21 protein-coding genes are annotated in these 26817 nt (G+C 72.6%); 13 read left to right on the forward strand and 8 right to left on the reverse strand.

Features of this window, described 5'->3' with window-relative positions:
* Positions 1-87: 87 nt before the first annotated feature.
* The 4 genes from ABD841_RS17565 to ABD841_RS17580 form a co-directional block, all read right to left on the reverse strand.
* Positions 88-336 (reverse strand): SCO4226 family nickel-binding protein, encoded by a 249-nt coding sequence (locus ABD841_RS17565; protein ID WP_344972702.1) that lies wholly within the window; start codon positions 334-336, stop codon positions 88-90.
* A gap of 157 nt (positions 337-493) precedes the next feature.
* Complete coding sequence (locus ABD841_RS17570; protein ID WP_344972704.1) at positions 494-1585, reverse strand: (2Fe-2S)-binding protein; 1092 nt, start codon at positions 1583-1585, stop codon at positions 494-496.
* A gap of 214 nt (positions 1586-1799) precedes the next feature.
* Complete coding sequence (locus ABD841_RS17575; RefSeq protein WP_344972706.1) at positions 1800-2735, reverse strand: siderophore-interacting protein; 936 nt, start codon at positions 2733-2735, stop codon at positions 1800-1802.
* Between the two features lie 252 nt (positions 2736-2987).
* A complete protein-coding gene (locus tag ABD841_RS17580; protein WP_344972708.1) occupies positions 2988-3941 on the reverse strand; it encodes a CHAP domain-containing protein in 954 nt (317 codons plus the stop codon).
* A gap of 307 nt (positions 3942-4248) precedes the next feature.
* Between ABD841_RS17580 and ABD841_RS17585 the strand changes: the two genes are divergently transcribed.
* The 4 genes from ABD841_RS17585 to ABD841_RS17600 all read left to right on the forward strand — a co-directional run bounded on the left by ABD841_RS17585 (position 4249) and on the right by ABD841_RS17600 (position 7989).
* On the forward strand, positions 4249-4698 hold the full coding sequence (locus ABD841_RS17585) for a hypothetical protein (RefSeq protein WP_344972709.1): 450 nt from the start codon (positions 4249-4251) through the stop codon (positions 4696-4698).
* A gap of 179 nt (positions 4699-4877) precedes the next feature.
* A complete protein-coding gene (locus ABD841_RS17590) occupies positions 4878-5879 on the forward strand; it encodes a DMT family transporter (RefSeq protein WP_344972711.1) in 1002 nt (333 codons plus the stop codon).
* Positions 5876-6373, forward strand: a complete 498-nt coding sequence (locus tag ABD841_RS17595; protein ID WP_344972713.1) for a hypothetical protein — start codon at positions 5876-5878, stop codon at positions 6371-6373. Before ABD841_RS17590 ends, ABD841_RS17595 begins: the two co-directional genes overlap by 4 nt.
* Positions 6370-7989, forward strand: coding sequence for a M48 family metalloprotease (locus ABD841_RS17600; RefSeq protein ID WP_344972715.1), 1620 nt, complete (start codon positions 6370-6372; stop codon positions 7987-7989). The genes ABD841_RS17595 and ABD841_RS17600 overlap by 4 nt, the downstream gene beginning before the upstream one ends.
* A 268-nt stretch (positions 7990-8257) precedes the next feature.
* On the opposite strand, the gene ABD841_RS17605 is transcribed toward ABD841_RS17600, so the two are convergent.
* Positions 8258-9445, reverse strand: coding sequence for an FAD-dependent monooxygenase (locus ABD841_RS17605; protein ID WP_344972717.1), 1188 nt, complete (start codon positions 9443-9445; stop codon positions 8258-8260).
* 290 nt (positions 9446-9735) lie between these two features.
* Between ABD841_RS17605 and ABD841_RS17610 the strand changes: the two genes are divergently transcribed.
* The 4 genes from ABD841_RS17610 to ABD841_RS17625 all read left to right on the forward strand — a co-directional run bounded on the left by ABD841_RS17610 (position 9736) and on the right by ABD841_RS17625 (position 14850).
* On the forward strand, positions 9736-12051 hold the full coding sequence (locus ABD841_RS17610; RefSeq protein WP_344972719.1) for a phosphoketolase family protein: 2316 nt from the start codon (positions 9736-9738) through the stop codon (positions 12049-12051).
* Between the two features lie 131 nt (positions 12052-12182).
* The gene (locus ABD841_RS17615) at positions 12183-13136 is read left to right on the forward strand and encodes an LLM class F420-dependent oxidoreductase (protein WP_344972721.1); all 954 of its coding nucleotides are present in this window, start codon (positions 12183-12185) and stop codon (positions 13134-13136) included.
* 41 nt (positions 13137-13177) lie between these two features.
* Positions 13178-14359 carry a zinc-dependent alcohol dehydrogenase gene (locus tag ABD841_RS17620; protein WP_344972723.1) on the forward strand — a complete coding sequence of 394 codons (1182 nt, stop codon included), beginning with the start codon at positions 13178-13180 and terminating at the stop codon, positions 14357-14359.
* 17 nt (positions 14360-14376) lie between these two features.
* Positions 14377-14850, forward strand: coding sequence for a hemerythrin domain-containing protein (locus tag ABD841_RS17625; protein WP_344972724.1), 474 nt, complete (start codon positions 14377-14379; stop codon positions 14848-14850).
* 84 nt (positions 14851-14934) lie between these two features.
* Here ABD841_RS17625 and ABD841_RS17630 read toward each other — a convergent pair whose 3' ends face one another.
* A complete protein-coding gene (locus ABD841_RS17630) occupies positions 14935-15222 on the reverse strand; it encodes a HesB/IscA family protein (RefSeq protein ID WP_344972726.1) in 288 nt (95 codons plus the stop codon).
* A 147-nt stretch (positions 15223-15369) separates the two neighbouring features.
* Positions 15370-16761, reverse strand: coding sequence for an FAD-dependent oxidoreductase (locus ABD841_RS17635; protein ID WP_344972728.1), 1392 nt, complete (start codon positions 16759-16761; stop codon positions 15370-15372).
* A gap of 688 nt (positions 16762-17449) precedes the next feature.
* Between ABD841_RS17635 and ABD841_RS17640 the strand changes: the two genes are divergently transcribed.
* The 4 genes from ABD841_RS17640 to ABD841_RS17655 all read left to right on the forward strand — a co-directional run bounded on the left by ABD841_RS17640 (position 17450) and on the right by ABD841_RS17655 (position 22435).
* Positions 17450-18820: an ABC transporter substrate-binding protein gene (locus ABD841_RS17640; RefSeq protein WP_344972730.1), complete on the forward strand. Its 1371-nt coding sequence runs from the start codon at positions 17450-17452 to the stop codon at positions 18818-18820.
* 70 nt (positions 18821-18890) lie between these two features.
* A complete protein-coding gene (locus ABD841_RS17645) occupies positions 18891-19805 on the forward strand; it encodes a carbohydrate ABC transporter permease (RefSeq protein ID WP_344972732.1) in 915 nt (304 codons plus the stop codon).
* A 17-nt stretch (positions 19806-19822) separates the two neighbouring features.
* Complete coding sequence (locus ABD841_RS17650) at positions 19823-20803, forward strand: carbohydrate ABC transporter permease (RefSeq protein ID WP_344972734.1); 981 nt, start codon at positions 19823-19825, stop codon at positions 20801-20803.
* Between the two features lie 39 nt (positions 20804-20842).
* Positions 20843-22435, forward strand: a complete 1593-nt coding sequence (locus ABD841_RS17655) for a glycoside hydrolase family 13 protein (protein ID WP_344972736.1) — start codon at positions 20843-20845, stop codon at positions 22433-22435.
* Between the two features lie 78 nt (positions 22436-22513).
* Here the strand turns inward: ABD841_RS17655 and ABD841_RS17660 are convergent, their stop codons facing one another.
* Positions 22514-25294: a PAS domain S-box protein gene (locus ABD841_RS17660; RefSeq protein ID WP_344972738.1), complete on the reverse strand. Its 2781-nt coding sequence runs from the start codon at positions 25292-25294 to the stop codon at positions 22514-22516.
* Positions 25295-25540: 246 nt separating this feature from the next.
* Between ABD841_RS17660 and ABD841_RS17665 the strand changes: the two genes are divergently transcribed.
* A complete protein-coding gene (locus ABD841_RS17665) occupies positions 25541-26290 on the forward strand; it encodes a TSUP family transporter (RefSeq protein ID WP_344972740.1) in 750 nt (249 codons plus the stop codon).
* Positions 26291-26817 lie beyond the last annotated feature (527 nt).

Here is a 26817-nt window from a genome sequence, read left to right on the forward strand (position 1 = left end):
CCGGCCGGCCCGGACCCGCCCGGCCGGCCTGGGCCGGCATCCGCCGGGTTCCGGCGGCGGGCGGCTTCCGCCCGCCCGCCGCGCCGGTCAGACGGTCAGCGGCACCGGGTGGATCTCGTCGGCCGGATGGCCGGCCCGCTGGTGGATACGCTGTACGGCGTCCGCGTTGGGAGCCTCCGAGAGGCAGTAGACGACGCCGTCGTCGGGGTCGGCCCACGCGTGCTCGAACGTCACGCCCTCCTCATCCTGTATCGCGGTGTCGGCGGCGTGCGCCTCGCGCAGCTGCTGGTCGGTGATGCCCACCATGCCGCGGTGGACGTCCATGAACTTGCTCATGGCTCTCCTCCTGACGTGAGGTGCCTGGCTGCCGGTTTCCGGGACAGGGCAGGACGGCCGCACCGGATAACTCTTTCAGGCTAGAACTGAGCTAAATCACTAAACACCCAAATATCCCCAAATAGCCCATTGGTGTGGGGGAGGGCGTGCCCGCCGGTCACCGGGCCTGACGCAGCGCCCGCGCCCACTGCTCACGCCGGATCTCCGGGGCCAGCAGCGAGCAGTCGCCGCACGTGCCGCCGCCGGGCAGACGGTAGTGGAGGCAGCAGCTGCGCCGTACGAAGAAAGGCTGCCCCGGGACGGGTTCGGCCAGCTCGCCGGTCCCGCGGAGGACACCCAGCCCCAGCAGCTCGCGGGTGAGCCGGAGGGCCCGCGGGGCCGCGTCCGGCCGCTCGGTGACGATCGTCCGGAGCGTGCCGGCCAGCGCCGACGCCGCGTTCCCCCACAGCAGGCCCGCGGCGATCCCCGTGGTCTCCCGTACGGCCTGCGCCAGCGGGTCGAGCAGCTCGTCGACCACGTTGCGGTAGAGCAGCCCGGCGACCCGCCCGGGGTCGGCGACCTCCCAGCCGGCCGGGTCGGCGGCCAGCAGCGGGAGCGGCCCGGCCGGGACCGGACGCCACCGGACACGCGCCGGGACGAGGTCGGGGAGCACCCCGCGGAGGGCGACCGCGCCGACGACCGGCGACCAGAACCGCGCCGCGAGCCCCTGGAAGAGGAGGGATGCGGCGATCCTCCGCTCGCCGGTGCCCAGCCGCCGCGCGACGCCGGAGACCATCGAGCCCAGGCCCGCCACGTCGGCGTGGAGCGCCGTCAGCGGGCGCCATCCCGGCTCCCCGGGCCCCGCCGCGCCCGGGTCCTCCGCCCGTCCGCCGGAGGACCCTCCCGGCTCCGCGGCGCGGGCCGGTCCGCCCGTCTCCCCGGGACCGGTCGAGACGGCGAAGTACGGGTTGACGGCCGACGTGGCGGCCAGGGCCCCGGCGACCACGCGGGACTCCGCCGGGCGCAGCCCCGGCGGGCGCGTCCGGGCCGCGTCTCCGGCCCAGGCGGCGAGCTCGGGGAGCGAGGCGAACCAGTGGCCCTCGCCGTCGAAGAACGCTTCGAATCCGTCGCCGGTCGCCGCCACGGCCAGGTCGGCGGGGCCCCGGGTGACGGTCCGCCAGCCCCGCTCGGCCAGGGCGAGCGTCAGTGGCTCCAGGTGGGTGTCGTCCGCCGCGACGCGTGCCGTACCTGCTGATGGGTCGTGCGGCATGCCGGGCCCGCCCCCTCCCTCCGGGTCTCCCGGCTCCCGGGCCGGTACTCGCTCCCGTCCCCGCCGGCGCGGGGGCGGTGCCGCCGGGGTCCGCCGGTCACGGCGGCGGGAGCGCGCCGGGCTCTCGCCGGCTTGCTCGTCCCGCCGTCGCCCCACCGGCAATCGTGGCACACCTCGCGGGGCGGGGCGGCGCGCTCGGGCGGCCTCGGCGAGCTCAGGCGGCTTCGGAGCGTCCCAGACGCCAGTAGCCCATGAACGCCACCGAGGAGCGGGGAACCCCGGCCTCCTGCACCAGGTGGCGGCGGAGCAGCTTGACCACGCCGGCCTCGCCGGCCAGCCAGGCGTACAGCCCGGCACCGCCGGAGGACTGCGGCACCTCCCACAGGATCTCCGCGTCCACGTCGACGTCCTCCAGGGGGGCGGCCTCGGCGCCCGGCACGGCGGAGGAGGCGATCCTGCCGAGGGCGGCGCGGACCGCCGGGATGAGCAGGTCGCCGTGGCGGGCCCCGGCGCGGGGCAGCCAGGTGACCTCCACGCCCGGCCGGACGTCGAGGGGGAGCGCGTCGGCGGCCCCGGGGACCTCCAGCAGCACGGTCGCCCGGACGGCGCCGGAGAGGGACTCGGCGATGGCGGTGATGGCGGGGACCGCCGTCTCGTCCCCGGCCAGCAGGAGGTGCTCGGCGCCGGCCGGCGGCGCCCACTCCTGACCGCCCGCCGGGCCGGGGAAGGCCGCGTTGGGACCGATCACCACGACCGGGTCGCCCGGCGCGGCGTAGGTCGCCCACCGGGAGGCGGGACTGGTCTCGCCGTGCAGGACGAAGTCGACGTCGAGCTCGCGCGCCCCCGGCCGTACGGCGCGCACGGTGTAGGTGCGGATCGGGTTGCGCAGCTCCTGGGGGAGGGCCCGCCACCGCTGGTACCAGTCGGCGTCGTCCCCCAGCGGGGTGAAGCCGCCCCCGGGCAGCGGGAGGATCACCTTGATCCGCTGGTCGAAGCCGTTGTCGGCGAAGTCCGCGAGGTCCTCGCCGCCGAAGGTGATCCGCACGAAGCTCGGGCTGAGCCGCAGCGTCCGCAGGACCCGCACCTGGAAGCTGCGGAATGGGACGGCCTCCGCCGGCCGCTCCACGGTCTGCTCGCTGCTCACTGCCATCGCGCCGCCTTCGCTCGGAATCCGCTCCGCAGAGCCCTCCCGAGAAACTTAGCTTTGCCTAACCTAAATAATCAAGTCAACTTGCCGGGATGGGAGGCCTATAGGTGATATATGGCTTTTGTCCATATCTGGTGGCATTCTGCTGGGTTGTCGGCGCGGCCCGGAGTGCCTGCTCGACCGCCGCCGCGCTCCGGGGAGCAGGCCGCGCTCCGGGGCGGGCCGAGTCCGGGGGAGCGGGCCGACCCCGCACCGTTACGCGGCTTGGCGGAGATCCCCGTCCCGCCGCCCGTCGCGCGAGCCGTACGCCCCCGCCGCCGGGGCCCGCTCGCCCGCCGGGGGAGCCGTCTCCACGCGCGGCCGTGCCGGGCGGTCCGTCCGGTACGGCTCGCGGGCCCAGTCCGGCCGGTCCGCCCGGGGCCCGGCCCCGGCCGGGCCCGCCGTGACGGCCCGCCCGTACCGTACGGGCCGTGCCCGCTCCACGGGCGGCCCGCCGGGCTCCTGCCGCCGCTCGGGCCCTCTGCGGTGCCGTCCCGCCGGGACGCGGGAGCGGAGCCGTCCCAGGGCGAACGACGTGCCGAGGACGAGGACCAGCAGGCCCGCGACCACGGCGGCCTCCGGGGAGACGGGAAGCGTCCCGGGATGACCGGCCGGGGCGACGGAACCGGGCGCGGGCGCCGGGCGGAGTTCGATCCGCGCCGCCACCGGAGAGGTGTGGTCCTCGCCGGTCGCGGCGCCCGCGAGCTTCTCCTTCACCTTGCGCGGCAGCCCGTAGCCGACGACCTTGCTCTCGTCCCGCTTCTTGCGCTTGAGCCAGACCCGGTCCACGTTCCCCTCGATGGTGTGGATCGTTCCATCCTCCACCCGCTCCACGACGCCGACGTGGTCGATGCCCCCGATGTCCTTCCCGCCCGACCAGTCGAAGAAGACCAGGGCGCCGGGCTCGGGCGTGCGCGACCAGGCGTCGTGCGTCTCGAACCAGCGGGCGTGCGACGGGGTCCAGGCGAACTGGCCGACGTACTCCTCGGCGCCCGCCTTCTCCGCCGCCCACGCGAGGAACATGTCGCACCAGGGGGCCGTCTCGTACTGCGGGTCCCGCACCTTGGTGGCCGCGTACCACTCGCCGAACTTGCTGCGCTGGCCGGGGCCCTCCCGGTACCCGAGCTCGGTCCTGATGGTGCTGAGCAGATCGTCACCGATCGGATCCATGGCCGTGAGCCACTCCGTCCACTCTCCTCCGCCCTTCCGCGAAGGGGGGCGCCGTCCGATACCGCTGGACTGTATTCGCAGAAAAAACGAAAAGTAGTGCTAATCGCCCAAAAACCCGGATGGATAAGCGTCGAATGCCGGATTTGAAGAAACGGGTGAAATGCCGCTCCGCCTCGTCTACCATCTCCGGCCCTCCGCGCCGGTTCGCGGGCCCGGCTCCGCCTCGGCGTCACGCGCCGGGTCTCGGTAACATGTGACCGCGCCTGCGCGGCAGGTACGACGGCACGTGAGGGCGGGCGGCTTCCCAATGTTCGACGACAAGACGCAGGAGACGCTGCGCCGCCTTCTCGACCTCGCCGAGCATCCCTCCACCCCGCAGGCGGAACGCGCCCTCGCCGTCACGCGGATCCGGGCGCTCATCATGGTGCCCGAGGGCGACACCCGCCGTGCCCCGGTCACCCCGGCCATGGAGTCCGACCTCCTGCGCCGGACCAGGCCGCTGACCCGCCGGGTCGACGAGGAACTGGTGGACGAGGTGCACGGCGACCTCTACGCCTTCAGCACCCGCTACCGGGTGATCGGTGAGATCGCCGAGGAGCTCGCGCTCCTGCTCGAACGCTGGAGCGGGACCGTGGCCACCAAGCGCCACCGGCACGAGGAGGCGGTCAGGACCGCCGCCGCCAAGCTCGTCTACCTGCTGGAGCGCCGGGACCTGTTCCGCAAGCCCAGGTGGGGAAACCGGCCGAGGAACAGGTAGACCCCTCTCGGGACCGCGGTCCGGGCTCCCGGGAGCGCCGCCGGGTGCCGGGCGCCCACGCGCGGCGGGGTGGCCGTGGCCGGAAGAGGCCACCGGGACGTGCCGGGCGCGGGCCTTTGTTACCGTGCTCACGGCACGCAGATCTGAGCGGTCGCTCAGGAAGGCACGGGGGGCCGTCGATGGTGGTCGCGTCGCCGAGGGGCGCGCCGAGGCACGCGCATCTCGCCGGAGTCGCCGCGCTGCTCGTCGTGACCGCCGTCTGGGGGTCGACCTTCCCGCTGGCCAAGGACCTGTTCGCCCGGGTTCCCGTGCTCGACGTGCTCGCCCTGCGCTGCCTGCTCTCGGCGGCGCTGATGCTGGCGCTGCGCCCCCGCGCCCTGCGCGGTCTCGACGCCCGCACGCGGCGCGCGGGCGCGCTGCTCGGCCTGGTGTACGGAGCGGGGCTGACCGCGCAGAGCCACGGGCTGGCGGAGCTGCCCTCCGCCGTCTCGGGGTTCGTCACGGGCTCCTACGTGGTCATGACGCCGCTGCTCGGCCTGCTCTGGTTCCGCACGCCCGTCGCCGCCCGGACCCGCGGCGCGGTGGCGCTGGCCGTGGCGGGCCTGGCCGCCTTCGCCCTGACGGCCGGCGGTGAGGGCGGCCCGATCCCCGCCGCCGGGCTGGCGCTCACCGTGGCCGGCGCCGCGCTCTACGCCGTGCACGTCGTCGCGCTCGGCCGGGTCAGCCGCCCCGGTGAGGCCTACGGGCTGACCGTCCTGCAGGTCGGCGCCATGGGCGTCGTGTCGGCGGTCGCGGCCCTGCCCGGCGGGATCACCCTGCCGGCCACCGGCGCCGACTGGGCGGTGGTCGCCTACCTGGCCGCCCTCGCCGGGGCGGCGGCGCCCCTCGCCCAGACCTGGGCCCAGGCCCGCCTCCCCGCGACCACCGCGGCGGTCGTCATGTCGGCCGAACCGGTCTGGGCCACCGCCTTCGCGGTCCTGCTGTACGGCGAGGCCGCCGGATGGCCGCTCCTGGCCGGCGGCGGCTGCGTGCTCGCGGCCACCGCGCTGGTCGCGGCGCCGCACGCGGACGTCCCGTACGGAGACGATGGCCGGAAACCGCGTGCCGCGGGCGCGGTGTCAGTAGGATCGGAGCCGCTCGCCGGATCGTCCGCTCCGCCTCTGCCGAGAGGTATCCCATGAGAGAGCGCACCATCGTCGTCACCCACGAGGAGCTCGCCCGCCGCGTCGTCGACCGGCTCGCCCCCGACGAGTCGGCGGCCTTCGACCTCCTGGCCCGGCCCTACCTGAACGGATCAACCGGCACCCGGCCGGGCCGCCGCGGGCGGGGCGGCGACGGCCCGCTCGGCATCGGCCTGGAGGAGATCTCCGGCGCGCTCACCCCGGCGATCGTCCTCGTCTGCGGCTGGTTCGTCACGGCCGTCGCGGAGGGGGCCGCCTCGGAGGCCGGCGGAAGGCTGACCCGCTCCGTCCTGGAACGGCTGAGGCGGCGTCCCCCGGCCGTCGAGGCGCCCGCCGAGGGCTTCGACCCGGCCAGGCTCGCCGAGATCCGCACGTCGGTGCTGGCCAAGGCCGAGGTTCTGGGGCTGTCGCAGGCCGAGGCCGCCCTGCTGGCCGACGCCGTGGTCGGCGAGCTCACCCTGCTGGCCGCCGAGCGCCAACCCCCGCGGTCGTGAGCGGCCCGCGACCCACCCTCGACGTCCGCGCCTTCCCCTCCGACCCTTCCCTGCTGCTCATCCTGCTGGCCGCCGGCGTCCTGCTGAGCGATCTCTTCTTCGCCCTGTGGCTCGCCGAGCTGAACGCCCCGCTCGACTGCTCCTCGGCGACGTACCCCGCCTGCCCCAAGGACGCCGGGGCGATGTTCTCCGGCACGGTCACCCACCTGCTGCAGGTGCTGACGCCCGGGATGGGGATGTACGCGCTGAGCGCCTGGCTCCGGCGGCGCCGCGCCGTCCCGCTGCGCGACACGGCGTTCCAGGGGGCGGCGGAGACCGTCGAGCGGCTCGTCGGGCAGGCCGGGCTCGGGCGGCGGCCCACCGTCCTGGTGGGCCGCCGGCTGCGCTCGGGGGCCTGCGTCACCGGCCCGCTCGGCGGGCCGCACCTGCTGCTCGGGCCGGAGCTGCTCGCCCTCCACGACAAGGGCGGGCAGCAGCGCCGGGTGTTCGAGACGGTGGTGCGGCACGAGCTCGCGCACCTGCAGTCCGGGGACCTGCGCCCGCAGCTGCTGACGACGCTTCTCCGGTGGTCGAACCTCTACGCCGGAGCCTTCGCGGTCTTCGCGCTGACGCTCACCCTGTCCGGCGACGACATCCCGGCGGGCGACTACCTGTTCAGCGTGGTGCGGGTGGTCCTGCTCGCCCTGCTCGGCGAGCTGATCGCGCGGGCGTACCTGCGGGTCCGCGAGCACCACGCCGACCTGCGCGCCGGGACGGCCGACCCGGAGGGGCTGCTCGCCACGATGCGGGCCGGGGCGGCCGGGGCGGCCGGGCCCGGCCTGCGCGTCTGGCTCCGTCACCATCCGCTGGGGAGCGACCGGCTGGCCGTGGCGCTGGCGCCGAGCCGGCTGCTGGCGTCCTCGCCCGGGCGGCTGCTCCTCGGCGCGACCGTCGCCGGGGTGCTGCTGGCCACCCTGCAGGACCTGCTGCTCCGGATCGCCGCCCCGGGGTCCGGCGTGAGCACCGCGATCCTGTGCGGGGCCGTCATCGGGACGGCGCTGACGCTCTTCTTCGCCTTCTCCCTATGGGGGCACGCCTGGCACGCGGACGCACCCGGCCGGGCGTGGCCCGCCGCGGCGGCGGCCCTGACCGTGGGCCTGCCGGTCGGCAGCCACCTGGCGGTGTTCACCAGGGTCTCGGGGCGCGGTCTGACCGGGATCCCGCCGAACCCGCTGCTTCTGGCGGTCCTCGCGGGTGGCGCGCTGCTGCTGTGCGGCTGGCTCGCCGCGCTCGGCGCGGCCTGGCGGCGGGGAGACCCGCAGGCCAGGCGGGTCCCGCGGTTCCTGGCGCTGGCCGTGCCGGCGGCGTGCGCCGTGGGCGGATGGTTGTTCGCGATGTTCTGGACCTGGGCGGCGAGTTTGCTCGGGCTCTCCTTCTGCCCCGACTTCCCCGACGCGCCGCTCTGCCGGCTCGCGGACCCGGAACGTCGCATCGCCGTCTCCATGCTCGCGACCTTCGGGTCGGGACCGGTTCTTCCCGCGGTCGTCCTGGTCGCGTCCGCCGCGATCCCCCTCGCGCTGTTCCTGGCCCGCCGGCCGGAACGCGGCGGGTGGGAAGACCAGACCGGGAGCGGGTGAGCCGTCCGGGCGGCTCGGGGGCGGGCGCCGCCTCCGGCGGCGCCGGGATGCCCGCGGCGGCGGGCCTCCGCGCCGCCGGGGCGGGGAGGCGTCCGCGACGCGGGTATCCCGGCGGGCGGGCGGCCGCCGCCTCCTCGCCCTCGCGGTCACCGCGTGTCGCTTCCCGGGCTCGTGAGGTCGGTCGATCCGCCTGCCCGGGTTCGCCGCGAACCCGGGCAGAAATTTTTGATCTACATTGTAAAGGCGTCGGTTCCGGGGCCCGCCCCGCTCAGCCGGACAGGGCGGCCTCGGCGTCGTAGCCGTAGAGCCAGGCGTTCTGCCGGAGCGGGTCACCGCCGGTGAGGGCCGCGTCCCGCTCCTGCTGCTCGGGCCCGTCGGGCAGGTGGTTCTGCACCTCCCGGCCGCGGCTCATCAGCTGCACCTGGGCGGCCCGGGGCCGGCGGATCTCCTCGTAGCGCAGCAGCGCCCCGGCCACCGTGTCGCGTGTGGCCTCGCGCAGGCAGCCGGCCAGGACCACCGCGTCCTCGACCGCCTGGGCGGCGCCCTGGCCGAAGAACGGCAGCATCGAGTGCGCGGCGTCACCCAGCAGGGTCACCCGTCCGCCGGTCCAGCGCGACAGCGGGCTGCGGTCGTACAGGGCCCAGCGCTTGGTGTCGGTGGCCGAGGCGATGAGCTGCCGGAGCCGCGGATCCCAGGTCTCGAACTCGCGTGCCAGGTCCTCGATCCGCCCCTCGGCCGTCCACGACTCGATCCGCCAGTCGCCGGCGGGCACGATCGCGACGATGTTGACCAGCTTCCTGTCCCGGATGGGGTAGTGCACGAAGTGGCGGCCGGGGCCCAGCCAGAGCGTCTGCACCCGGCGCAGCGCCAACTCGGGCGCATGCTCGGCGTCGACCAGGCACCGGTAGGCGCACAGCCCGGAGAAGCGCGGCGCCTCCTCCTCGACGACCGTGGGCCGCACGGCCGAGTGGATGCCGTCCGCGCCGATCACCGCGTCCGCGACCACCGTCGTCTTCTCTCCCCGGCTGTCGGTGAAGACCAGCTCGACCTGCTCGCCGTCCTGCCGCAGCGTCTCCAGCCGCCGGTCGGTACGGACCACCTCGGCGGGCAGCGCCCGCCGCAGCATGTCGAGCAGGTCGGCCCGGTGGGCGACGTAGCAGTCGATGCCGTACAGCCGCCGGCACTCCTCACCCATCGGCTGGGAGAACAGCACCCGGCCGTCCTCCCAGCGCCGGAACTCCCAGGCGGCGTCCAGCGGTACGGCGAAGGAGGCCAGCTCCTCGCCGAGCCCGGCCTGCGCGAGCGGCCGGGCCATGTTGGGGCCCACCACGATGCCCGCCCCGACTTCGCGCAGCTCGGCGGTCTGCTCGTAGACGACGGCGTCGACGCCGGCCTGCCTCAGCAGCAGCGCGGCGGTCAGCCCGCCCAGGCCTCCTCCGACGATGGCGATCTTCACTCAGGCTTTCCTCTCCAGGTAACGGTGTGCCGTCGTGGCTCACCGGGTCACCCGGGAGATCTTTGTACATTCCACCCCGATCCGGTAGTCGGCCGCCCCGGCCGTGACCCGTGTGGGCTCCGGAGCGGCACCCCTGGGCCTGGCGCAAGGGCCTGACGCAAGGGTCTGACCGGACGGGAGGTCCTCGTCCGGCCGGGGCATCTCCCGCTGATCTGCCTGGATCGCCAGGGGGAATTCAGGTTCCGGAAGAGCCGAGGTTTGGAACCTCCGGCCGAGGAACTCTTGGATACATGGACGAATTTCAGAGGATCGACGCGTACTGGCGGGCGGCGAACTACCTGTCGGTGGGACAGATCTACCTGCTGGACAATCCGCTGCTGGAGGAGCCGCTGCGCCCCGAGCACATCAAACCGCGCCTGCTGGGGCACTGGGGGACCACGCCGGGGCTGACGTTCTGTTTCGCGCACCTGAACCGGATCATCACCGAGCGGGACCAGGACATGATCTACATTGCCGGTCCGGGGCACGGCGGGCCGGCCGCGGTGGCGCACGCGTGGCTGGAAGGCACCTACAGCCGGCGCTACCCGCAGGTGTCGCAGGACGCGGCCGGGATGCGGCGGTTGTTCAGGCAGTTCTCCTTTCCCGGCGGGATCCCCAGTCACGTGGCCCCCGAGGTGCCCGGGTCCATCCACGAGGGCGGGGAGCTGGGGTATTCGCTGGCGCACGCGTTCGGAGCGGCCTTCGACAACCCGCACCTGGTGGTGGCGTGCGTGGTGGGGGACGGGGAGGCCGAGACCGGGCCGCTGGCGGCCAGCTGGCATTCCAACAAGTTCCTGGACGTGGCCCGCGACGGGGTGGTGCTGCCGATCCTGCACCTGAACGGGTACAAGATCGCAAACCCCACGGTGCTGGCACGCATCCCCGAGGCGGAACTGGTCGCGCTGATGCAGGGGTACGGGTATCGCCCGCACGTGGTGGCAGGGGACGACCCGGCGCTCATGCACCCGCTGATGGCGCGGACCCTCGACACCGTCTTCGAGGAGATCGCCGCGTACAAGGCCGGGGACGCCGACCGGCTGCCGATGATCGTTCTGCGCACCCCGAAGGGGTGGACCGGACCGGCGAGGGTGGACGGGGTGCCGGTGGAGGGCACCTGGCGCGCCCACCAGGTGCCCCTGTCGACAGTGCGTGAGAATCCGGAGCACCTGGCGATGCTGGAGGGGTGGCTGCGCTCGTACCGGCCCGAGGAGCTGTTCGACGCCGCCGGCCGGCCGGTGGCCGCGGTGCTGGACACGGTGCCGGCGGGGACGCGGCGGATGAGCGCCAGCCCGCACGCCAACGGCGGGCAGCTGCTGCGCCCGCTGGTGCTGCCGGACTTCCGCGACTACGCGGTGAAGGTCGAGGCCCCGGCCGCCCGGTCCAGCGAGCCCACGAGGGTGCTGGGCGGTTTCCTGCGCGACGTCATCACCGCCAATCCCGACACGTTCCGGTTGCTGGGCCCGGACGAGACGGCCTCCAACCGGCTGTCGGCGGTGTTCGAGGCCACCGACCGGGCGTGGAGCGCGCAGACGCTGCCCACCGACGAGCACCTGGGGCCGGGCGGGCGGGTGATGGAGGTGCTCAGCGAGCACCTGTGCCAGGGCTGGCTGGAGGGTTACCTGCTGACGGGCCGGCACGGGCTGTTCAACTGCTACGAGGCGTTCATCCACATCGTGGACGCGATGTTCAACCAGCACGCCAAGTGGCTGGAGGCGTCGCAGAAGATCGGGTGGCGGGCGCCGGTGGCGTCGTTGAACTACCTGCTCTCCTCGCACGTGTGGCGTCAGGACCACAACGGGTTCTCCCACCAGGATCCGGGGTTCCTGGACGTGGTGATGAACAAGAAGGCGTCGGTGGTGCGGGTGTACCTGCCGCCGGACGCCAACACGCTGCTGTCGACGGCCGATCACTGCCTGCGCTCCCGGGACTACGTGAACGTGATCGTGGCGGGCAAGCAGCCGGTGCTCGACCTGTTCCCGATGGACGAGGCGGTCGCGCACTGCGCCCGGGGACTGGGCCTCGTCGAGTGGGCGTGCACCGACGCCGGGGCCGAGCCGGACGTGGTGCTGGCGTGCGCGGGCGACGTACCGACGCTGGAGACGCTGGCGGCGGCCGCGCTGCTGCGGGAGCACCTGCCCGAGCTGCGGGTGCGGGTGGTCAACGTGGTGGACCTGATGCGGTTGCAACCGTCGTCCGAGCATCCGCACGGCATGCCGGACGCGGAGTTCGACACGGTGTTCACCACCGACAAGCCGATCATCTTCAACTTCCACGGGTACCCGTGGCTGATCCACCGGCTGACCTACCGCCGGCACGGTCACGCCAACCTGCATGTGCGCGGGTACAAGGAGGAGGGCACCACGACCACGCCGTTCGACATGGCGATGCTGAACGACATCGACCGGTTCCACCTGGTGATGGACGTGATCGACCGGGTGCCGCACCTGGCCGGGCGGGCCGCGCATCTGCGCCAGCGCATGGCCGACGCCCGGTTGCACGCGCGGGCGCACACCCGCGAGTTCGGGGAGGACCCGGTGGAGATCCGCGACCGGACCTGGCCCCGCTGAGACACCGGTGCCGGTGGCGGGCGGGCGCGGTGCGGGAGATCGCCGACGCCGGCGCGCGGGGAGCCGCCCGTTTGACCTTCGTGGTGCGGGTATGGGGACGGCCCTGCAGCTCGCGCCAGTCGGGAGGGAAAATGACCGTGTTCGGATACTTCCTGTCCAGCGAGGAACACGACCCGAGGGAGCTGGTCCGGCAGGCCAGGCTCGCCGAGCGGGCGGGTTTCGAGGCGCTGTGGATATCCGACCACTTCCATCCCTGGCTCGACGTCCAGGGGCAGAGCTCGTTCGTGTGGTCGGTGATCGGCGCGATCACGGAGGCGACCTCGCTGCCCGTCACCACCGCGGTCACCTGCCCGCTGGTCCGCACCCACCCGGCGATCATCGCCCAGGCCGCCGCCACCAGCGCGGTGCTGTCCGGCGGCCGGTTCCGGCTCGGCGTGGGCACCGGGGAGGCGCTCAACGAGCACATCCTCGACTCGCGCTGGCCTCCCGCGTCCGAGCGGCTGGAGATGCTGGAGGAGGCGGTCGGGCTCATGCGTGAGCTGTGGACCGGCAAGCTGGTGACCCACCGCGGCACCCACTACCGCCTCGACACCGCCCGGCTGTACACCCTTCCCGACGAGCCGCCGCCGGTCTACATGTCCGCCTTCGGGGAGAAGGCGGTGCGGCTGGCCGGGCGGATCGCCGACGGTTACATCTGCACCGGCCCGAACGCCGAGCTGGTGGAGAGGTTCCACGAGGCCGGCGGCGCCGGCAAGCCCGCGCAGGGCGGGTTGAAGGTCTGCTACGCCGCCGACGAGGCCGCGGCCCGCAGGATCGTGCACCGGCTCTGGCCCAACCAGGGCATCCAGGGCGAGGCGTCGCAGCTGCTGCCGTTGCCCCGCCACTTCGAGGAGCTCGCCGAGGCGGTGACCGAGGAGCAGGCCACCCGGGGGACGCCCTGCGGCCCCGACCCCGAGGTCCACGCCAACGCGATCAAGGAGTACGTCGGCGCGGGCTTCGACGAGGTCTACGTCACCCAGATCGGCCCGGAGCAGGACGCCTTCTTCGACTTCTACGCCAAGGAGGTCCTGCCCCGGCTCCGCTGAACGCCCCCACGTTTCCCCGTCATCCAGAGCAGGAGAGGACGATGAAGGCTGTCACCTGGCACGGCAAGCGCGACGTGCGGGTCGAGGAGGTGCCCGACCCGGAGCTCAAGGAGCCCAACGACGCGATCGTCAGGATCACCACCACCGCGATCTGCGGCTCCGATCTCCACCTGTACGAGGTCCTGGGGCCGTTCATGGGCGAGGGCGACGTCCTGGGCCACGAGCCGGTGGGCGTCGTGGAGGAGGTCGGCCCCGAGGTCACCCACATCAGGCCCGGCGACAGGGTGGTCATCCCCTTCAACATCTCCTGCGGGCACTGCCACATGTGCGGCATGCGGCTGTTCGCGCAGTGCGAGACCACCCAGGTCCGCGACCACGGCATGGGCGCGGCCCTGTTCGGCTACACCAAGCTGTACGGCGAGGTCCCCGGCGGGCAGGCCGAGTACCTGCGGGTCCCGCAGGCGCAGTTCGGCCCGATCAAGGTCCCCGAGGGGCCGCCGGACGAGCGGTTCGTCTACCTGTCGGACGTGCTGCCCACCTCCTGGCAGGCGGTGGCCTACGCCGACATCCCCGACGGCGGCAGCGTCACGGTCTTCGGCCTCGGGCCGATCGGGCAGATGTCCTCCCGGATCGCCAGGCACCTCGGCTACCGGGTCATCGCGGTCGACGGGGTCCAGGAACGGCTCGCCATGGCGCGCAGGCACGGCATCGAGGTGATCGACGCCTCCGTGACCGGTGACGTGCCCGAGGCGATCCGCGAGCTGACCGGCGGGCGCGGCACCGACTCCGTCATCGACGCGGTCGGCATGGAGGCGCACGGCTCCCCGGTCGGCAAGCTCGCCCACACCGTCACCGGCATGCTGCCCGACGCGATCGCCGCGCCGCTGATGACCCGCGCGGGCGTCGACCGGCTGGCCGCGTTCAACCAGGCCGTCGAGACCGTGCGGCGAGGCGGCACGATCTCGGTCAGCGGCGTCTACGGCGGCATGGCCGACCCGATGCCGATGCTCCGGCTGTTCGACAAGGGCGTCACCCTGCGGATGGGCCAGGCGCACGTCAAGCGCTGGATCGACGCGTTGATGCCGTTGGTGACCGACGACTCCGACCCGCTCGGGGTCATGGACCTGGCCACCCACCGCCTCCCGCTGGAGCGGGCCCCGTACGGCTACGAGATCTTCCAGAAGAAGCGTGACGGGGCCGTCAAGGTCCTGCTCACTCCGTGACGATCCAGGAGGGGAACATGGACGCGATCGTGCTGCTGAAGAACGACCACAAGACGGTCGAGAAGCTGTTCAAGGAGTTCGAGAAGGCGGGGGAGCGGGCGTACAAGAAGAAGCGGGAGCTCGCCGACCGGATCATCGAGGAGCTGACCACGCACGCCCACATCGAGGAGCGGATCTTCTACCCGGCCGCCCGGGAGAGCGTGCCCGAGACCTCCGGGCACGTGCTGGAGAGCGTCGAGGAGCACCACGTGATGGTCTGGATGCTCTCCGAGCTGAAGGACCTCGACCCCGAGGACGAGCGGTTCGACGCCAAGGTCAACGTCCTGATGGAGAACGTGCGTCACCACGTCAAGGAAGAGGAGGACGAGTGGTTCCCGCAGGTGCGGGAGGCCCTGGGGCGGAAGAGGCTCCAGGAGCTCGGCGAGGAGATGGAGCGGGCCAGGGCCGAGGCGCCCGGTGACCCGCTGGCCGTGGGCAGCGCCCGCGCCTGACCCGGCGTTCCCCGGGCACCGACGGCCCCGGCTTCCCGCCCGATGCGGGGCCGGGGCCTCGCGTGCCGGGACGTCCCGGCACGCTCAGCGGAGTTGTTCGGTCACCAGGAACGCGACGCCGCCCCCCTCGTCGACGTCGGCGTCCAGGGACTTGTCGTCGAGGATGTCCACGACCCCCGGGTCGAGGAAGATCCGTGCCCCTTCCGATTCGACCACCTGGTCGGCCGCCTCGGGGTGTTCCACGATCGAGAGCACGAGAGATCCGGCCTCGCCTCCCTGGGAGGAGATGCGGACGCCGGTCTCGGGGGAGTCCGTCACCTGCGCGCTGAGGTCTCTGATGACCTGCGCGGCAGTGTCCGTCAATGTGAGCATTGTTTCTCCTTGTCGGGATTGTTGGAATCTCCTCGACCTTGCCCGTTCTCGTCCGACCCAACCGTCGTCGTGGATTTTCCCGCCCGGCCGGTCCTCGCCTCCGCCGTCGCGCGGCGGGCCCGGACGGGGCGCGACGGCCTTCGGCGGTCAGCTCCTCCGCCCCCCGCCGCTGGCCGTCCGGCCGACGCGCTCGGCGGTCTTGCGGGCGGTGATCAGCACCGGGTCCCACACCGGGGCGTACGGGGGAGCGTACGACAGGTCAAGCCCCGAGATCTCCTCCACGGTCATCCCGTGCCAGACGGCCACCGCCAGGACGTCGATGCGCTTGGCCGCGCCCTCCTGGCCGACGATCTGGGCACCCAGCAGCCGGCCGGTCCCGCGCTCGGCGATCATCTTGGTCTTCATCCGGCGGGCGCCGGGGAAGTAGCCGGCGCGCGTGGTCGACTCCACGACCTCCTCGACCGTCTCGAACCCGGCCTCGGCCGCCTCCGCGGCCGTCAGGCCGGTGCGCGCCACCTCGTACTCGCAGATCTTGGAGACCGCGGTGCCGACCACGCCGGGGAAGGCGGCGTACCCGCCGCCGATGTTGATGCCGGCGGCACGGCCCTGCTTGTTGGCGTGGGTGCCCAGCGCGATCGCGACCGGCCGCCGCGAGACCAGGTGGAAGGTCTCGACGCAGTCTCCGGCGGCCCACACGCCCTCGACGGGCGTCCGCATCCGGCGGTCGGTCCGTATCCCGGACGTCTCACCGAGCGGGATGCCGGCCGCCTCGGCCAGCGCGCTGTTCGGCCTGGTGCCCAGGCCGAGGACGACCAGGTCCGCGGGGAGCGTCAGGTTCTCCGTGCGGGCGGCGGCGACGTGCCCGTGCGACTCCTCGAAGCCCCCGAGGCGCTCGCCGAGGTGCAGCTCGATGCCCAGGTCGCGCAGGGCGTCGGCGACGAGGGCGCCCATGTCCGGGTCGAGCGTGCCCATCGGCTGCTCGGCCGCGTCGACGACCGACACCTTCAGCCCGCGTCTGACCAGCGCCTCGGCCATCTCCAGGCCGATGTAGCCGGCGCCGACCACCACGGCGGTGCCCGGCCGCCGCTCCCGCAGGGTCCGGAGGATCGCGATGCCGTCGTCGAGCGTCTGCACGCCGTGCACGCCCTCGGCCGCGACGCCGGGGAGATCGGGGCGGACGGGCACGGCGCCGGTGGCGACGACGAGCTGGTCGAACGGCTCCCGGTACCGTTCCCCGCCCGGGTGGTCGCGTACCGTGACCGCGCGCCGGTCGAGGTCGATCTCGACGACCTCGCTGTGCAGCCGCAGGTCGACGGCCAGCTCGTCCCGGAAGACCTCCGGCCGCCGGGCCACCAGCGACTCGGCGTCGGTCACCTCTCCACCGACGAGGTAGGGGATCCCGCAGGCGGAGTACGAGGCGTGCGCGCCCTTCTCGAACGCGACGATCCGCAGGTCGTCCGGGCCACGCCGGGCACGGGCCTGCGATGCCGCGCTCAGCCCGGCGGCGTCACCGCCGATCACCACCAGCCGTTCCGCCATCGTCTCCCCCGTTCCCGCGACCCGTCCTTCGGGCCGTCGATGGTAGGCCCTTCCTCTGCGCGGCATCCCCAAACGCTCCCCGGTGCCCTCGGCCCCCGCCTCCGGACGGGCTCGAACACCCTCCGGGCGCCGCCGGCCCCCGCCTGCGGGCGGGCTCCCCGGGCGCGCTGGTCCCCGGGACCACCGGGGCGGCGGTCGCCGCCCCGGCCGGCACGGCGGAAGCGCAACCCCGGCATGACCTTTTCCAGCAAGAGCGCGCAATTATTTGCGTTTTTTGCCGCTTTCTTGCAGTCACGATGCGTGGTCTCGCCGAGAGGGTCGGGAGCGGGCGAGGTGAGCGAGCCGCACCGGTGCCGCCGGGGTACCGCGGGCCGGGCCGCTCTCCGTCCAGGACGGGTGGTTCCCTGCGCCGTCCGGTCCGGTCCGGCCCTGTCCCGGGAAGAAAGCGGCCTCAAAAAACCGGCATGACAGTGACGTCTCCGTGCGCCTTCTTGCAAGCCGGTGACCTGTCCGGGTGTCACGGGAGTGTTCCCCCAGGTCGACTCACCCGGCCGCTCGTCCGGCACGTGTTGCGGGCGCATGACCGATCTCTCACTGTCACTTTTTTGCATCGTATTAGACGGTGTCTTGCTCGCTCTTGTGCATCTCTGTATGTTTCTCGCAACCGACCCGCCAAGGAGTCCCCCCGATGAAATCCCGCAAGATCTCGATGCTGCTCGCCGCAGGCATCGTGCTCACCGCCGCCGGGTGCGGCGCCGACGGCGGATCCAAGGCCGCCGACAGCACGCCGGGCGCCGCAGGGGCCGACGCTCCGGTCACGATCTCGGTCGGCTGCCAGCCGCCGAAGAGCAACCCGCTGGAGCGCACCGCGTGGGACGAGGATGTCGCCGCGTTCCGGAAACTGCACCCGCACATCACGATCGACAGCAAGGACGCCTTCCCCTGCATCAACCCGGACACGTTCCAGGCGAAGCTGGCCGGGGGCACGATGGAAGACGTCTTCTACGTCTATTACACCGACGTCCAGAAGATCATCGCGGCGGGACAGGCGGCCGACATCACCCCGTACGTCGGCGGTATCAGCAGGCTGAAGGACCTGCGGCCGGACGTCCTGAACGTCTTCAAGAGCGGGGAGAAGATCTACGGTCTGCCCCGGACCAACTACTCCATGGGCCTGGTCTACAACCGCAAGCTGTTCACCCAGGCCGGTCTCGACCCCGACGCGCCGCCCAGGACCTGGGCCGAGGTGCAGGAGGCCGCCAAGAAGATCGCCGCGCTCGGCCCCGGCTACGTCGGCTTCGGCGAGTACAGCGCGGGCAACACCGGCGGCTGGCACTTCGCCGCCTCCCTCTACGGCCGCGGCGGCGAGATGGTCACCCCGGACGGCAGGTCCGCCGCCTTCAACAGCCCCGAGGGCAAGGCCGTCCTGGAGAACCTGAAGAAGATGCGCTGGACCGACAACAGCATGGGCGCCAAGCAGCTCCTGCAGTGGGAGGACCTCATGCGCATGATGGGCGGCGGCAAGCTCGGCATGATGATCGGCGCCCCCGACGTCGTCCAGTCGGTCAACAACGACTTCAAGGGCAAGTTCGAGGACTACGGCGTCACGGCGCTGCCGGAGGCCAAGGCCTCGCTCGGCGGCGGCGACGGCTACATGATCAACCCCAAGGCCACGCCCGAGAAGATCAAGGCGGCCATGCTCTGGCTGGAGTTCCACGAGCTGACCCCCGGCCAGGGCCAGTTCGACTACGAGCGCAGCAAGCGGCAGGGCCGCCCGGTCGGCCTGCCCATCCCCGACCTGTACGGGGACACCGCGCCCGGCAAGGAGATCGTCAAGCTGCGCGAGGCGAACGCCACCGTCCCGGTCAAGAACTTCACCCCCTTCGTGGAGGGCTCCGCGGGCATCCAGAACAAGCTGGAGCCGCCGAAGGCCCAGGAGCTCTACGCCATCCTCGACGTGCCCATGTCGGCGGTGCTGACCAGACAGGACGCCGACATCGACAAGCTCCTCGCCGACGCCGAGGCCAAGGCCAACAAGGTACTGGCCAAGGCGAGCTGACCCACCGGCACCGGGGGTGCCGGCCCACCGGCCGGCACCCCGCGTTCACGTTGAGATCGGAAGTCAACCGATGAGTACAACCACCGTGCACGGCTCACGGCGGAAGCGGGGGGCGCTGGGGCGCGGCATACGGCGCAACCTCACGGCCTACGGCTTCCTGAGCGGAGCGCTGATCTGCTTCGCTTTCTTCTCCTGGTACCCGATGGTCCGGGAGGTCCTCCTCAGTTTCCAGCAGACGAACTTCGTCGACGAGCCGACCTGGGTGGGCTGGGACAACTTCCGCACGGTGTTCGAGGACGCCGCCTTCGCCGACGCCTGGACCAACACCCTGGCCTTCACCGGCCTGGCGCTCGTCTTCGGCTACGTCGTGCCGTTCGCGGCGGCGATCGTCCTGAACGAGCTGCGCCACGCGAAGGCCTACCTGAGGTTCGTCGTCTACCTCCCGGTGATGCTCCCACCGGCCGTCGGGGTACTGCTGTTCAAGTGGTTCTACGACCCGGGCGCCGGCCTGTTCAACCAGATCCTCGCCCTGGCGCACCTGCCCGGACTGAGCTGGCTCGACTCCACCGACACCGCGCTGATCTCCCTCGTCATCGTCTCCACCTGGATGAACCTGGGCACCGGAACCCTGATCTACCTCGCGGCGCTGCAGAGCATCCCGGGCGAGCTGTACGAGGCCGCGGAGCTGGACGGGGCCGGGCTCTTCAAGCGGGTCTGGCACGTCACCATCCCGCAGACCAAGCTGATCCTGCTGGTGATGCTCCTGCTGCAGATCGTCGCGACCATGCAGGTCTTCATCGAGCCGTACCTGCTCACCGGCGGCGGCCCGGAGAACGCCACCCTCACCGTCGCCTACCTGATGTACCAGTACGCCTTCAACTTCGGTGACTTCGGCGGCGGCGGCGCGCTCGGCCTGATGCTCATGGTCGTGCTGATGGTGTTCTCCGCCTTCTACCTGCGCCTGTCGCGGGACAACCAGAGCTAAAGGAGAAAGTGGCACCGATGCCGAACGCCACCGTGCGACCGAGCCACCCGGTCACCGTCCCGCCGCCGGAGCCCGGCCCACCCAAAGCCCGGCGCCCGCGCCGCAGGCCCAGGACGGAGACACGGGAGTTCCGCAGCCTGGTCTCCCCGCACACCCTGACCACCCCGCACGGGCGGCTGATCTACTGGACCGTGCTGACCTTCGTGGTGGTCACCTTCACCCTCGCGTTCGTCTTCCCGCTGTACTGGATGGTGACCGGCGCGCTGAAGAGCCCCGAGGAGCTCGCGCAGATCCCGCCGAGCTTCTTCCCCTCCTCCCTCGACGTCGGGGTGTACGCCGAGGCGTGGGACCAGCTCGACCTGGGGCTGTTCCTCACCAACACCGTCGTCTACGCCGGCGGCGCCTGGCTGCTGACGCTCGCCTTCGACGTCTCGGCGGCCTACGCCCTGTCCAAGCTGCGGCCGGTGCTGGGCAAGGCCGTGCTCGGCATGATGCTGTCCACGCTCATGATCCCGCCGATGGTGATCCTGCTGCCGGCCTACCTGACGGTCAAGGATCTGCCGATCTTCGGCTGGGACCTGCTGAACACCCCGTGGGCGATCTGGCTGCCCGCCGCGGCCAACGGGTTCTTCGTCTTCCTGCTCAAACGCTTCTTCGACTCCATCCCCAGGGAACTGATCGAGGCCGCCCAGATCGACGGGGCCTCTCCCGGGCGCATCCTGTGGTCGATCGTGCTGCCGGTCTCCCGGCCCATCCTCGGCGTGGTGTCCATCCTGTCGGTGGTCAACGTCTGGAAGGACTTCGTCTGGCCGCTGCTCGTGCTGCCGGACGGGGAGAAGATGACGGTCAGCGTGGGAATCGCCTCGCTCTCGGCCCAGATGCCGCAGAACGTGCTGATCGCCTCACTGGTCATCGCGAGCATCCCGACCATGGTGGTCTTCTTCGTCTTCCAGCGCAGCATCATGGCCGGCCTGACCGCGGGCAGCCTCAAGGGCTGACCCCGGCACCCACCCTCAACCGCAAGGAGTTCCTCCAGCATGTCCGGCAGTGCCTTCCCGGGAGCGACCCCGGACCCCCAAGCATGGTGGCGGGGAGCCGCGATCTACCAGGTCTACCTGCGCAGTTTCGCCGACGGCAACGGCGACGGCGTCGGAGACCTGGCAGGCCTGCGCGCGCGCCTGCCGTACCTCTCCGACCTGGGCGTCGGCGCGATCTGGCTCAACCCCTGGTACCCCTCGCCGATGGCCGACGGCGGCTACGACGTCGCCGACTACCGCGACATCGAGCCGGCCTTCGGCACCCTCGCCGAGGCGGAGGCGTTCATCGCCGAGGCGCACGGGCTGGGCATCAGGACGATCATCGACATCGTGCCCAACCACGGCTCCGACCAGCAGGAATGGTTCGTGCAGGCGCTGCGGGCCGGGCCCGGGTCCCCCGAGCGGGAACGGTTCCTGTTCCGCGCGGGGCGGGGCGAGAACGGCGAGCTGCCCCCCAACGACTGGAAGTCGATCTTCGGGGGGCCGGCCTGGACCCGCGTCCCCGACGGGGAGTGGTACCTGCACCTGTTCGCCCCCGAGCAGCCCGACTTCAACTGGGCGAACCCCGAGGTCGTGGCCGAGTTCCACGACGTGCTGCGTTTCTGGTTCGACCGCGGTGTGGACGGCATCCGCATCGACTCGGCCGCCGTGCTGATCAAGGACCTCGACAGCGAGGAGGAGTCGTACACCGACCACGACGGAGTCCACGAGATCTACCGGGGCTGGCGCCGGGTCGCCGACGAGTACGGCGGCCGGATCCTCATCGGCGAGGTGTGGCTGCCCGACCAGGAGCGGTTCGCCCGCTACCTGCGCCCCGACGAGATGCACACCGCGTTCAACTTCGACTTCCTGGCCTGCCCCTGGGAGCCGGACGCGCTGCGCCGCTCGATCGACCTGACCCTGGCCACGCACGTCCCGCTGGGCGCGCCGCCCACCTGGGTGCTGTCCAACCACGACGTGACCCGCCCGGTGACCAGGTACGGCAGGGCCGACACCTCCTTCGACCACGCCGACCGCAAACACGGGATGCCTTCCGACCCGGTGCTGGGTGAGCGGCGGGCGCGGGCGGCGGCGCTGCTGGCGATGGCGCTGCCCGGCGGCCTGTACGTCTACCAGGGCGAGGAACTCGGCCTGCCGGAGGTGGAGGACCTGCCCGACGAGGCGCGTCAGGACCCGATCTGGTTCCGTTCCGGCCACACCGACCTGGGCCGCGACGGCTGCCGGGTGCCGCTGCCGTGGTCCGGTGACGAGCCACCGTTCGGGTTCGGCGCCGGGCGGCCGTGGCTGCCGCAGCCGCCGGAGTGGAAGGCTCTGACGGCCGAGGTGCAGGTCGCCGATCCGGCGTCCATGCTCACCCTCTACCGCACCGGGCTTCACCTGCGGCGCGTGCTCCTCGGTGACGGCACGATGACCTGGCTGGACGCGCAGGACGGGGTGCTGGCCTTCCGCCGGGAGTCCGGCCTGATCTGCGTGGTCAACCTGACAGGAAGGCCGGCGGGCCTGCCCCCGCACGAGTCGGTCCTGCTCGCCAGCGGCCCGCTCGACGGCGGCCTGCTGCCCGCCGACACCGCCGTCTGGCTCCGCGGGGCCTGACCCGGCACGCCTGCCCGGCCGCCTCCGGCCGGGGGAGCGGGCCCCGCCCGGACCGCCGGGACGCGTCGTCCCGGCAGGTCAGGTGGGGCTCGCCAGGCGCATGGTGAACCAGACGGTCTTGCCCTCGTCGGCGCGGGTGGTGCCCCAGCTGTCGGCCAGGGCGTCGATGAGGAGCAGCCCCCGGCCGTCCTCGTCGGTGGCGTCGGCGATCCGCAGCCGCGGCAACTCGGGGCTGCGGTCGGTGACCTCGACGGTCAGCTCCCGGGCGGTGCGGTGCAGGCTCAGGGTCAGCGGGCCCTTGGCGTGGCAGACGGCGTTGGTCAGCAGCTCCGACAGCAGCAGGCGGGCCGTCTCCTCCGCCTGGCGGCACCGCCACCTGCTCAGCGTGGTGCTCAGGAAGCGCCGTCCCGCCGCGACCGTGGTGGGCTCCGGGTGGAGGTAGGTGGTCGACACGCTCGTGGCGGGCATCTCGGGGAAGCGCGCCAGCAGCAGGGTCACGTCGTCCTCGTGTCCTTCCGGCTCAGGAATCATCCTGGTCAGCACGTGGTCGGCGACCTCCTCCAGTTTCGCCGCGGCGGTGAACGCCGCCCCCAGCTCGGTGATCATGGTCTCGATCCGGCTCTCGATGTCGCTGCCCGGCGACTCGACCAGGCCGTCGGTGTAGAAGACGAAGGTGGAGCCCTCCCGGACGGGGAAGCTCGCCTGCCGGTGCGGCACCCCGCCGACGCCGAGCGGGACGCTCACCGGTGCCGGCAGCGCGCTGACCGACAGGTCCGGGGTGACCAGGAGCACGGGGGGATGCCCGGCCGAGCAGGCCGTGGCCTCACCCCTGACGGGGTCGGCCACCAGGTAGTAGCAGGTCACCAGCTGCTCGGGCAGGTCGGCGACCAGCTCGTCGAGCGCGCGCATCAGATGTCGCGGCGCCATGCCCGTCTTGGCCAGGGCGTGGGCCGCCGAGCGCAGGTGCCCCATCACCGCGGCCGCCTCCAGACCGCGCCCCATCACGTCGCCGATCAGCACGCCCACCCGGCCGCCGCCCAGCGGAATCAGGTCGAACCAGTCGCCGCCCACCCCGGCGCCCTGCGTCGAGGGCAGGTAACGGCTGGCCGTGCCCATGCCGGGCACCTCCGGCGGCAGAGCCATCAGGCTGCGCTGCAGGGTGAGAGCCACGTGCCGCTGCTGCTCGTAGACCCGCAGGAGCTCCTCCTCGGCCAGCTTGCGCTCGGTGACGTCGCGGACGGCCGCCGAGACCAGCACCCCGTCCTCGGTCTGGAGCGGGCTGAGGCTGATCTCGATGGGGAACTCCCGTCCGTCCTTCCCGCGTCCGCGCAGCTCGTGTCCGGCGCCCATCGGCCGCACCTGGGGGTGGGCGGCGTACGCACGCCGGTGACCGCGGTGCCTGTCGCGGAACCCCTCGGGGACGAGCATCTCCACCGGGGCGCCCAGCAACTCCTCGCGCCGGTAGCCGAACACCGTCTCGGCCTGGGCGTTGACGAGGGTGATCCGGCCGTCGCCGTCGACGATCACCATCGCGTCGGGCGCCGACTCCAGCAGCTCCCGGAACCTGCGCTGGAGCTGCTCGTGCTCGCGCCGGGTGTGGACGCGGTCGGTGACGTCGGTGGCGATCCCGCACACCGTGTGCACGCGGCCGGACTCGTCGGCCAGCGGGAACAGGATCGTCAGGTAGTGGTGGGGGCCGTCGGCGTGCGGGATGACGTCGTCGAACTGCACGGCGCGCCCGGCCTCCACGACCTCGCACTCGTTGAGCCGGAGCCGGTCGGCGACCTCCGGCGGCAGCAGGTCGTGGTTGGTCAGCCCCACCACGCCCTCGCGGGTGACGCCCATGACCCACTCGAACAGGGAGTTGACCGCGAGGTAGCGGCCCTCCAGATCCTTCATGAAGATCGCCGCGGGGGTGTGGTCCATCAGCGCCTGCAGCCGGGCGTAGTTGCCCATGGCGCGCTCGGCGCGCTCGGCGCGCATCCGCCCTGCCTCCGCCCGGCCGGCGATGGCGACGGCGCAGAAGCTGATCACGGTGAACACGAGCATGTCCCCGATGACGTGCAGGGCGACCCCCGTGCGCATGTCGTACAGGCCGTGCCGCCGGCCGGCGCCGCCCACCCAGGCCAGGGCGGGCGGCACCACCAGGGTGGAGACGAGCATCCACCGGCCCAGCAGCGCGGTGGTGCTGTCGCTGGTCACCACCGCCGTCAGCCCGCCGCCGGGGCGGGCGAGGAACGTGCCGGCGCCGGTGAGGACCAGGGCCAGCGCGGTGTTCACCGCCATGTCGCTGAGACCGTGCAGCTCCGCCGGCTCCGGCATCTGGCCGGCCAGGGTGTACAGGCGCAGCAGGCCGATGAGCATCACGGCCAGGGACAGCGCCTGCCCGGCCAGGATCGTGCAGTAGCGCCGGCCCAGCACCGCCTGCTGCGCGAGCCCGGCCAGCACGGTCGCCAGCGCGGTGTCCAGGGCAGGGAGGTCCCCGGAGGCGCCGTGGCTCGGCGGCGGGCGGTCGAAGCCCGGGGCGAGGCCGGTGGCGTGGTGTGCGAGGGCCAGCGCTCCCAGGAACGTGGCCGCCGCCGCGGCGACGCGGGCCGCGTGCCGCAGCCGGGGCGGGGCTTCCTCCTGCGTGGCCACCGCCAGGGCGAACGCCAGCAGCAGCAGACCCGCCGCGGTGCCTGGCTCCATCGTGACGTGCGAGGTCACGGTGCCTGCGACCCCCTCTGCCTCCAGGAGCCGGGCCGGCAGTGCCGTCAGCGCGAGCGTCCCCGCCGCGGCGGCGGAGACACGTGCGCCGCGCACGCAGATCGAGGTCATCCGGGGGTTGGGCGGCAGGTCCAACCGTAACCGGGCTGGCATGGGGCACCACCAAGGAGCGTCGGCCATCGGGGCAGTCGGGAGGAGCGCATGACGCTTTGATTACGTTCATGCGCGAACGGTGATGGAGGTATCGCTGCTTACGGTAGCGCCCCGCCTGTGATCGCGAAGGCATATCTGGCAACTCAGGCCGTCCCGCCGTCGAGGGGCCCGGGGGGGCGCGCCGGGACGGGGCCGGTACGCTCTGCCGGGCGGATGATTCGGGGGTTCGGTGTGGACGCGGGGGAGATGGTCCTGCTGCTTGGGGCGGCGGCCGGGGCGGGCTGGGTCGACGCCGTGGTCGGCGGGGGAGGGCTGCTCCAGCTCCCCGCCCTCCTGGTGGCCGGGGTCCCGCCGGTCCAGGCGCTGGCCACCAACAAGCTCGCCGCCTTCGCCGGAACCGCCTCGGCGGCCGTCACCTACGCCAGGACCACCAAGATCGACGCTTCGGTCGCGGTCCCGGCCGGGCTGGGCGCGCTGCTCTTCTCCGGCCTGGGCGCGGCCTCGGCGGCGGCGATCTCCAGGGACGCGCTGATCCCGCTGGTCATGGCCGCGCTGGTCGGCGTGGCGCTGTTCGTCACCCTCCGGCCGGGGCTGGGCACCCGCCCGCACCCGCACCCGCGCACCGGCGGCCGGCTGGCGGCGGCGATCGCCGCCACCGGCGTGGGCGTCGCCTTCTACGACGGCATCCTGGGGCCGGGCACCGGGACCTTCCTGATCATCGCGTTCACCACGATCCTCGGGCTGGACTTCGTCTCCGGCTCGGCCCACTCGAAGATCATAAACTCGTGCACCAACCTCGGTGCCCTGCTGCTCTTCGGCTACCAGGGGCACGTGCTGTGGCTGCTCGGCCTGGCCATGGCGGTCTGCAACGTCGCCGGGGCCCAGCTGGGCGCCCGGATGGCCCTGCGCAGGGGCGCGGCGTTCGTGCGGGCCGTGCTCCTGTGCGTGGTCGTCGCGATGGTCGCCAAGCTGGGCTACGAGCAGTTCCTCGCCTGAAGGCCACCGAAGATCTTGTTCGTGCGCGGTGCTCTTGTGCGCAGCCCTCGGTTTCTCCGGCGGGCTTGGAGACCGGAGTCCAGGGTTCGCTCGTGCGGGTGAGTCCGAGGTTGATCAGGGTTCGCAGGTTGAGGGCGGCGGCGCGGGTGTGGAGCCAGACGTCGTTCTTGACGGTGCCGACGTACCGTGACCGCCGGTTGCCCCGCGCGGCGATCCAGGCGACGGCGCGTCCGACGGGGGCGCCGGTAGCCGTTCTGCCGGACCGGATCGGTGGCGGCTTGCCGGCGGGCAGCGGCAAGCTCGTCGTGGTGCGGGCGAATGGTGAGGACGCGCCCGGCTCTCCAGCCCACTCACTCTGCGCATCAATCACTCTGGCCTCATCCCGGACAGAACGAGGCCAGAGCGCAAGGTCTTCAGTGGCCTTCTAGAAGTCCATGTCGCCGCCCGGCATGCCGGTGGGGGCGGCACCGGCCTTCTCGGGCTTCTCGGCGATGACGGCCTCGGTGGTGAGGAACAGCGCCGCGATG

Origin of the sequence: Streptosporangium fragile, assembly GCF_039534445.1 — a bacterium.
Classification (GTDB): Bacteria; Actinomycetota; Actinomycetes; order Streptosporangiales; family Streptosporangiaceae; genus Streptosporangium; species Streptosporangium fragile.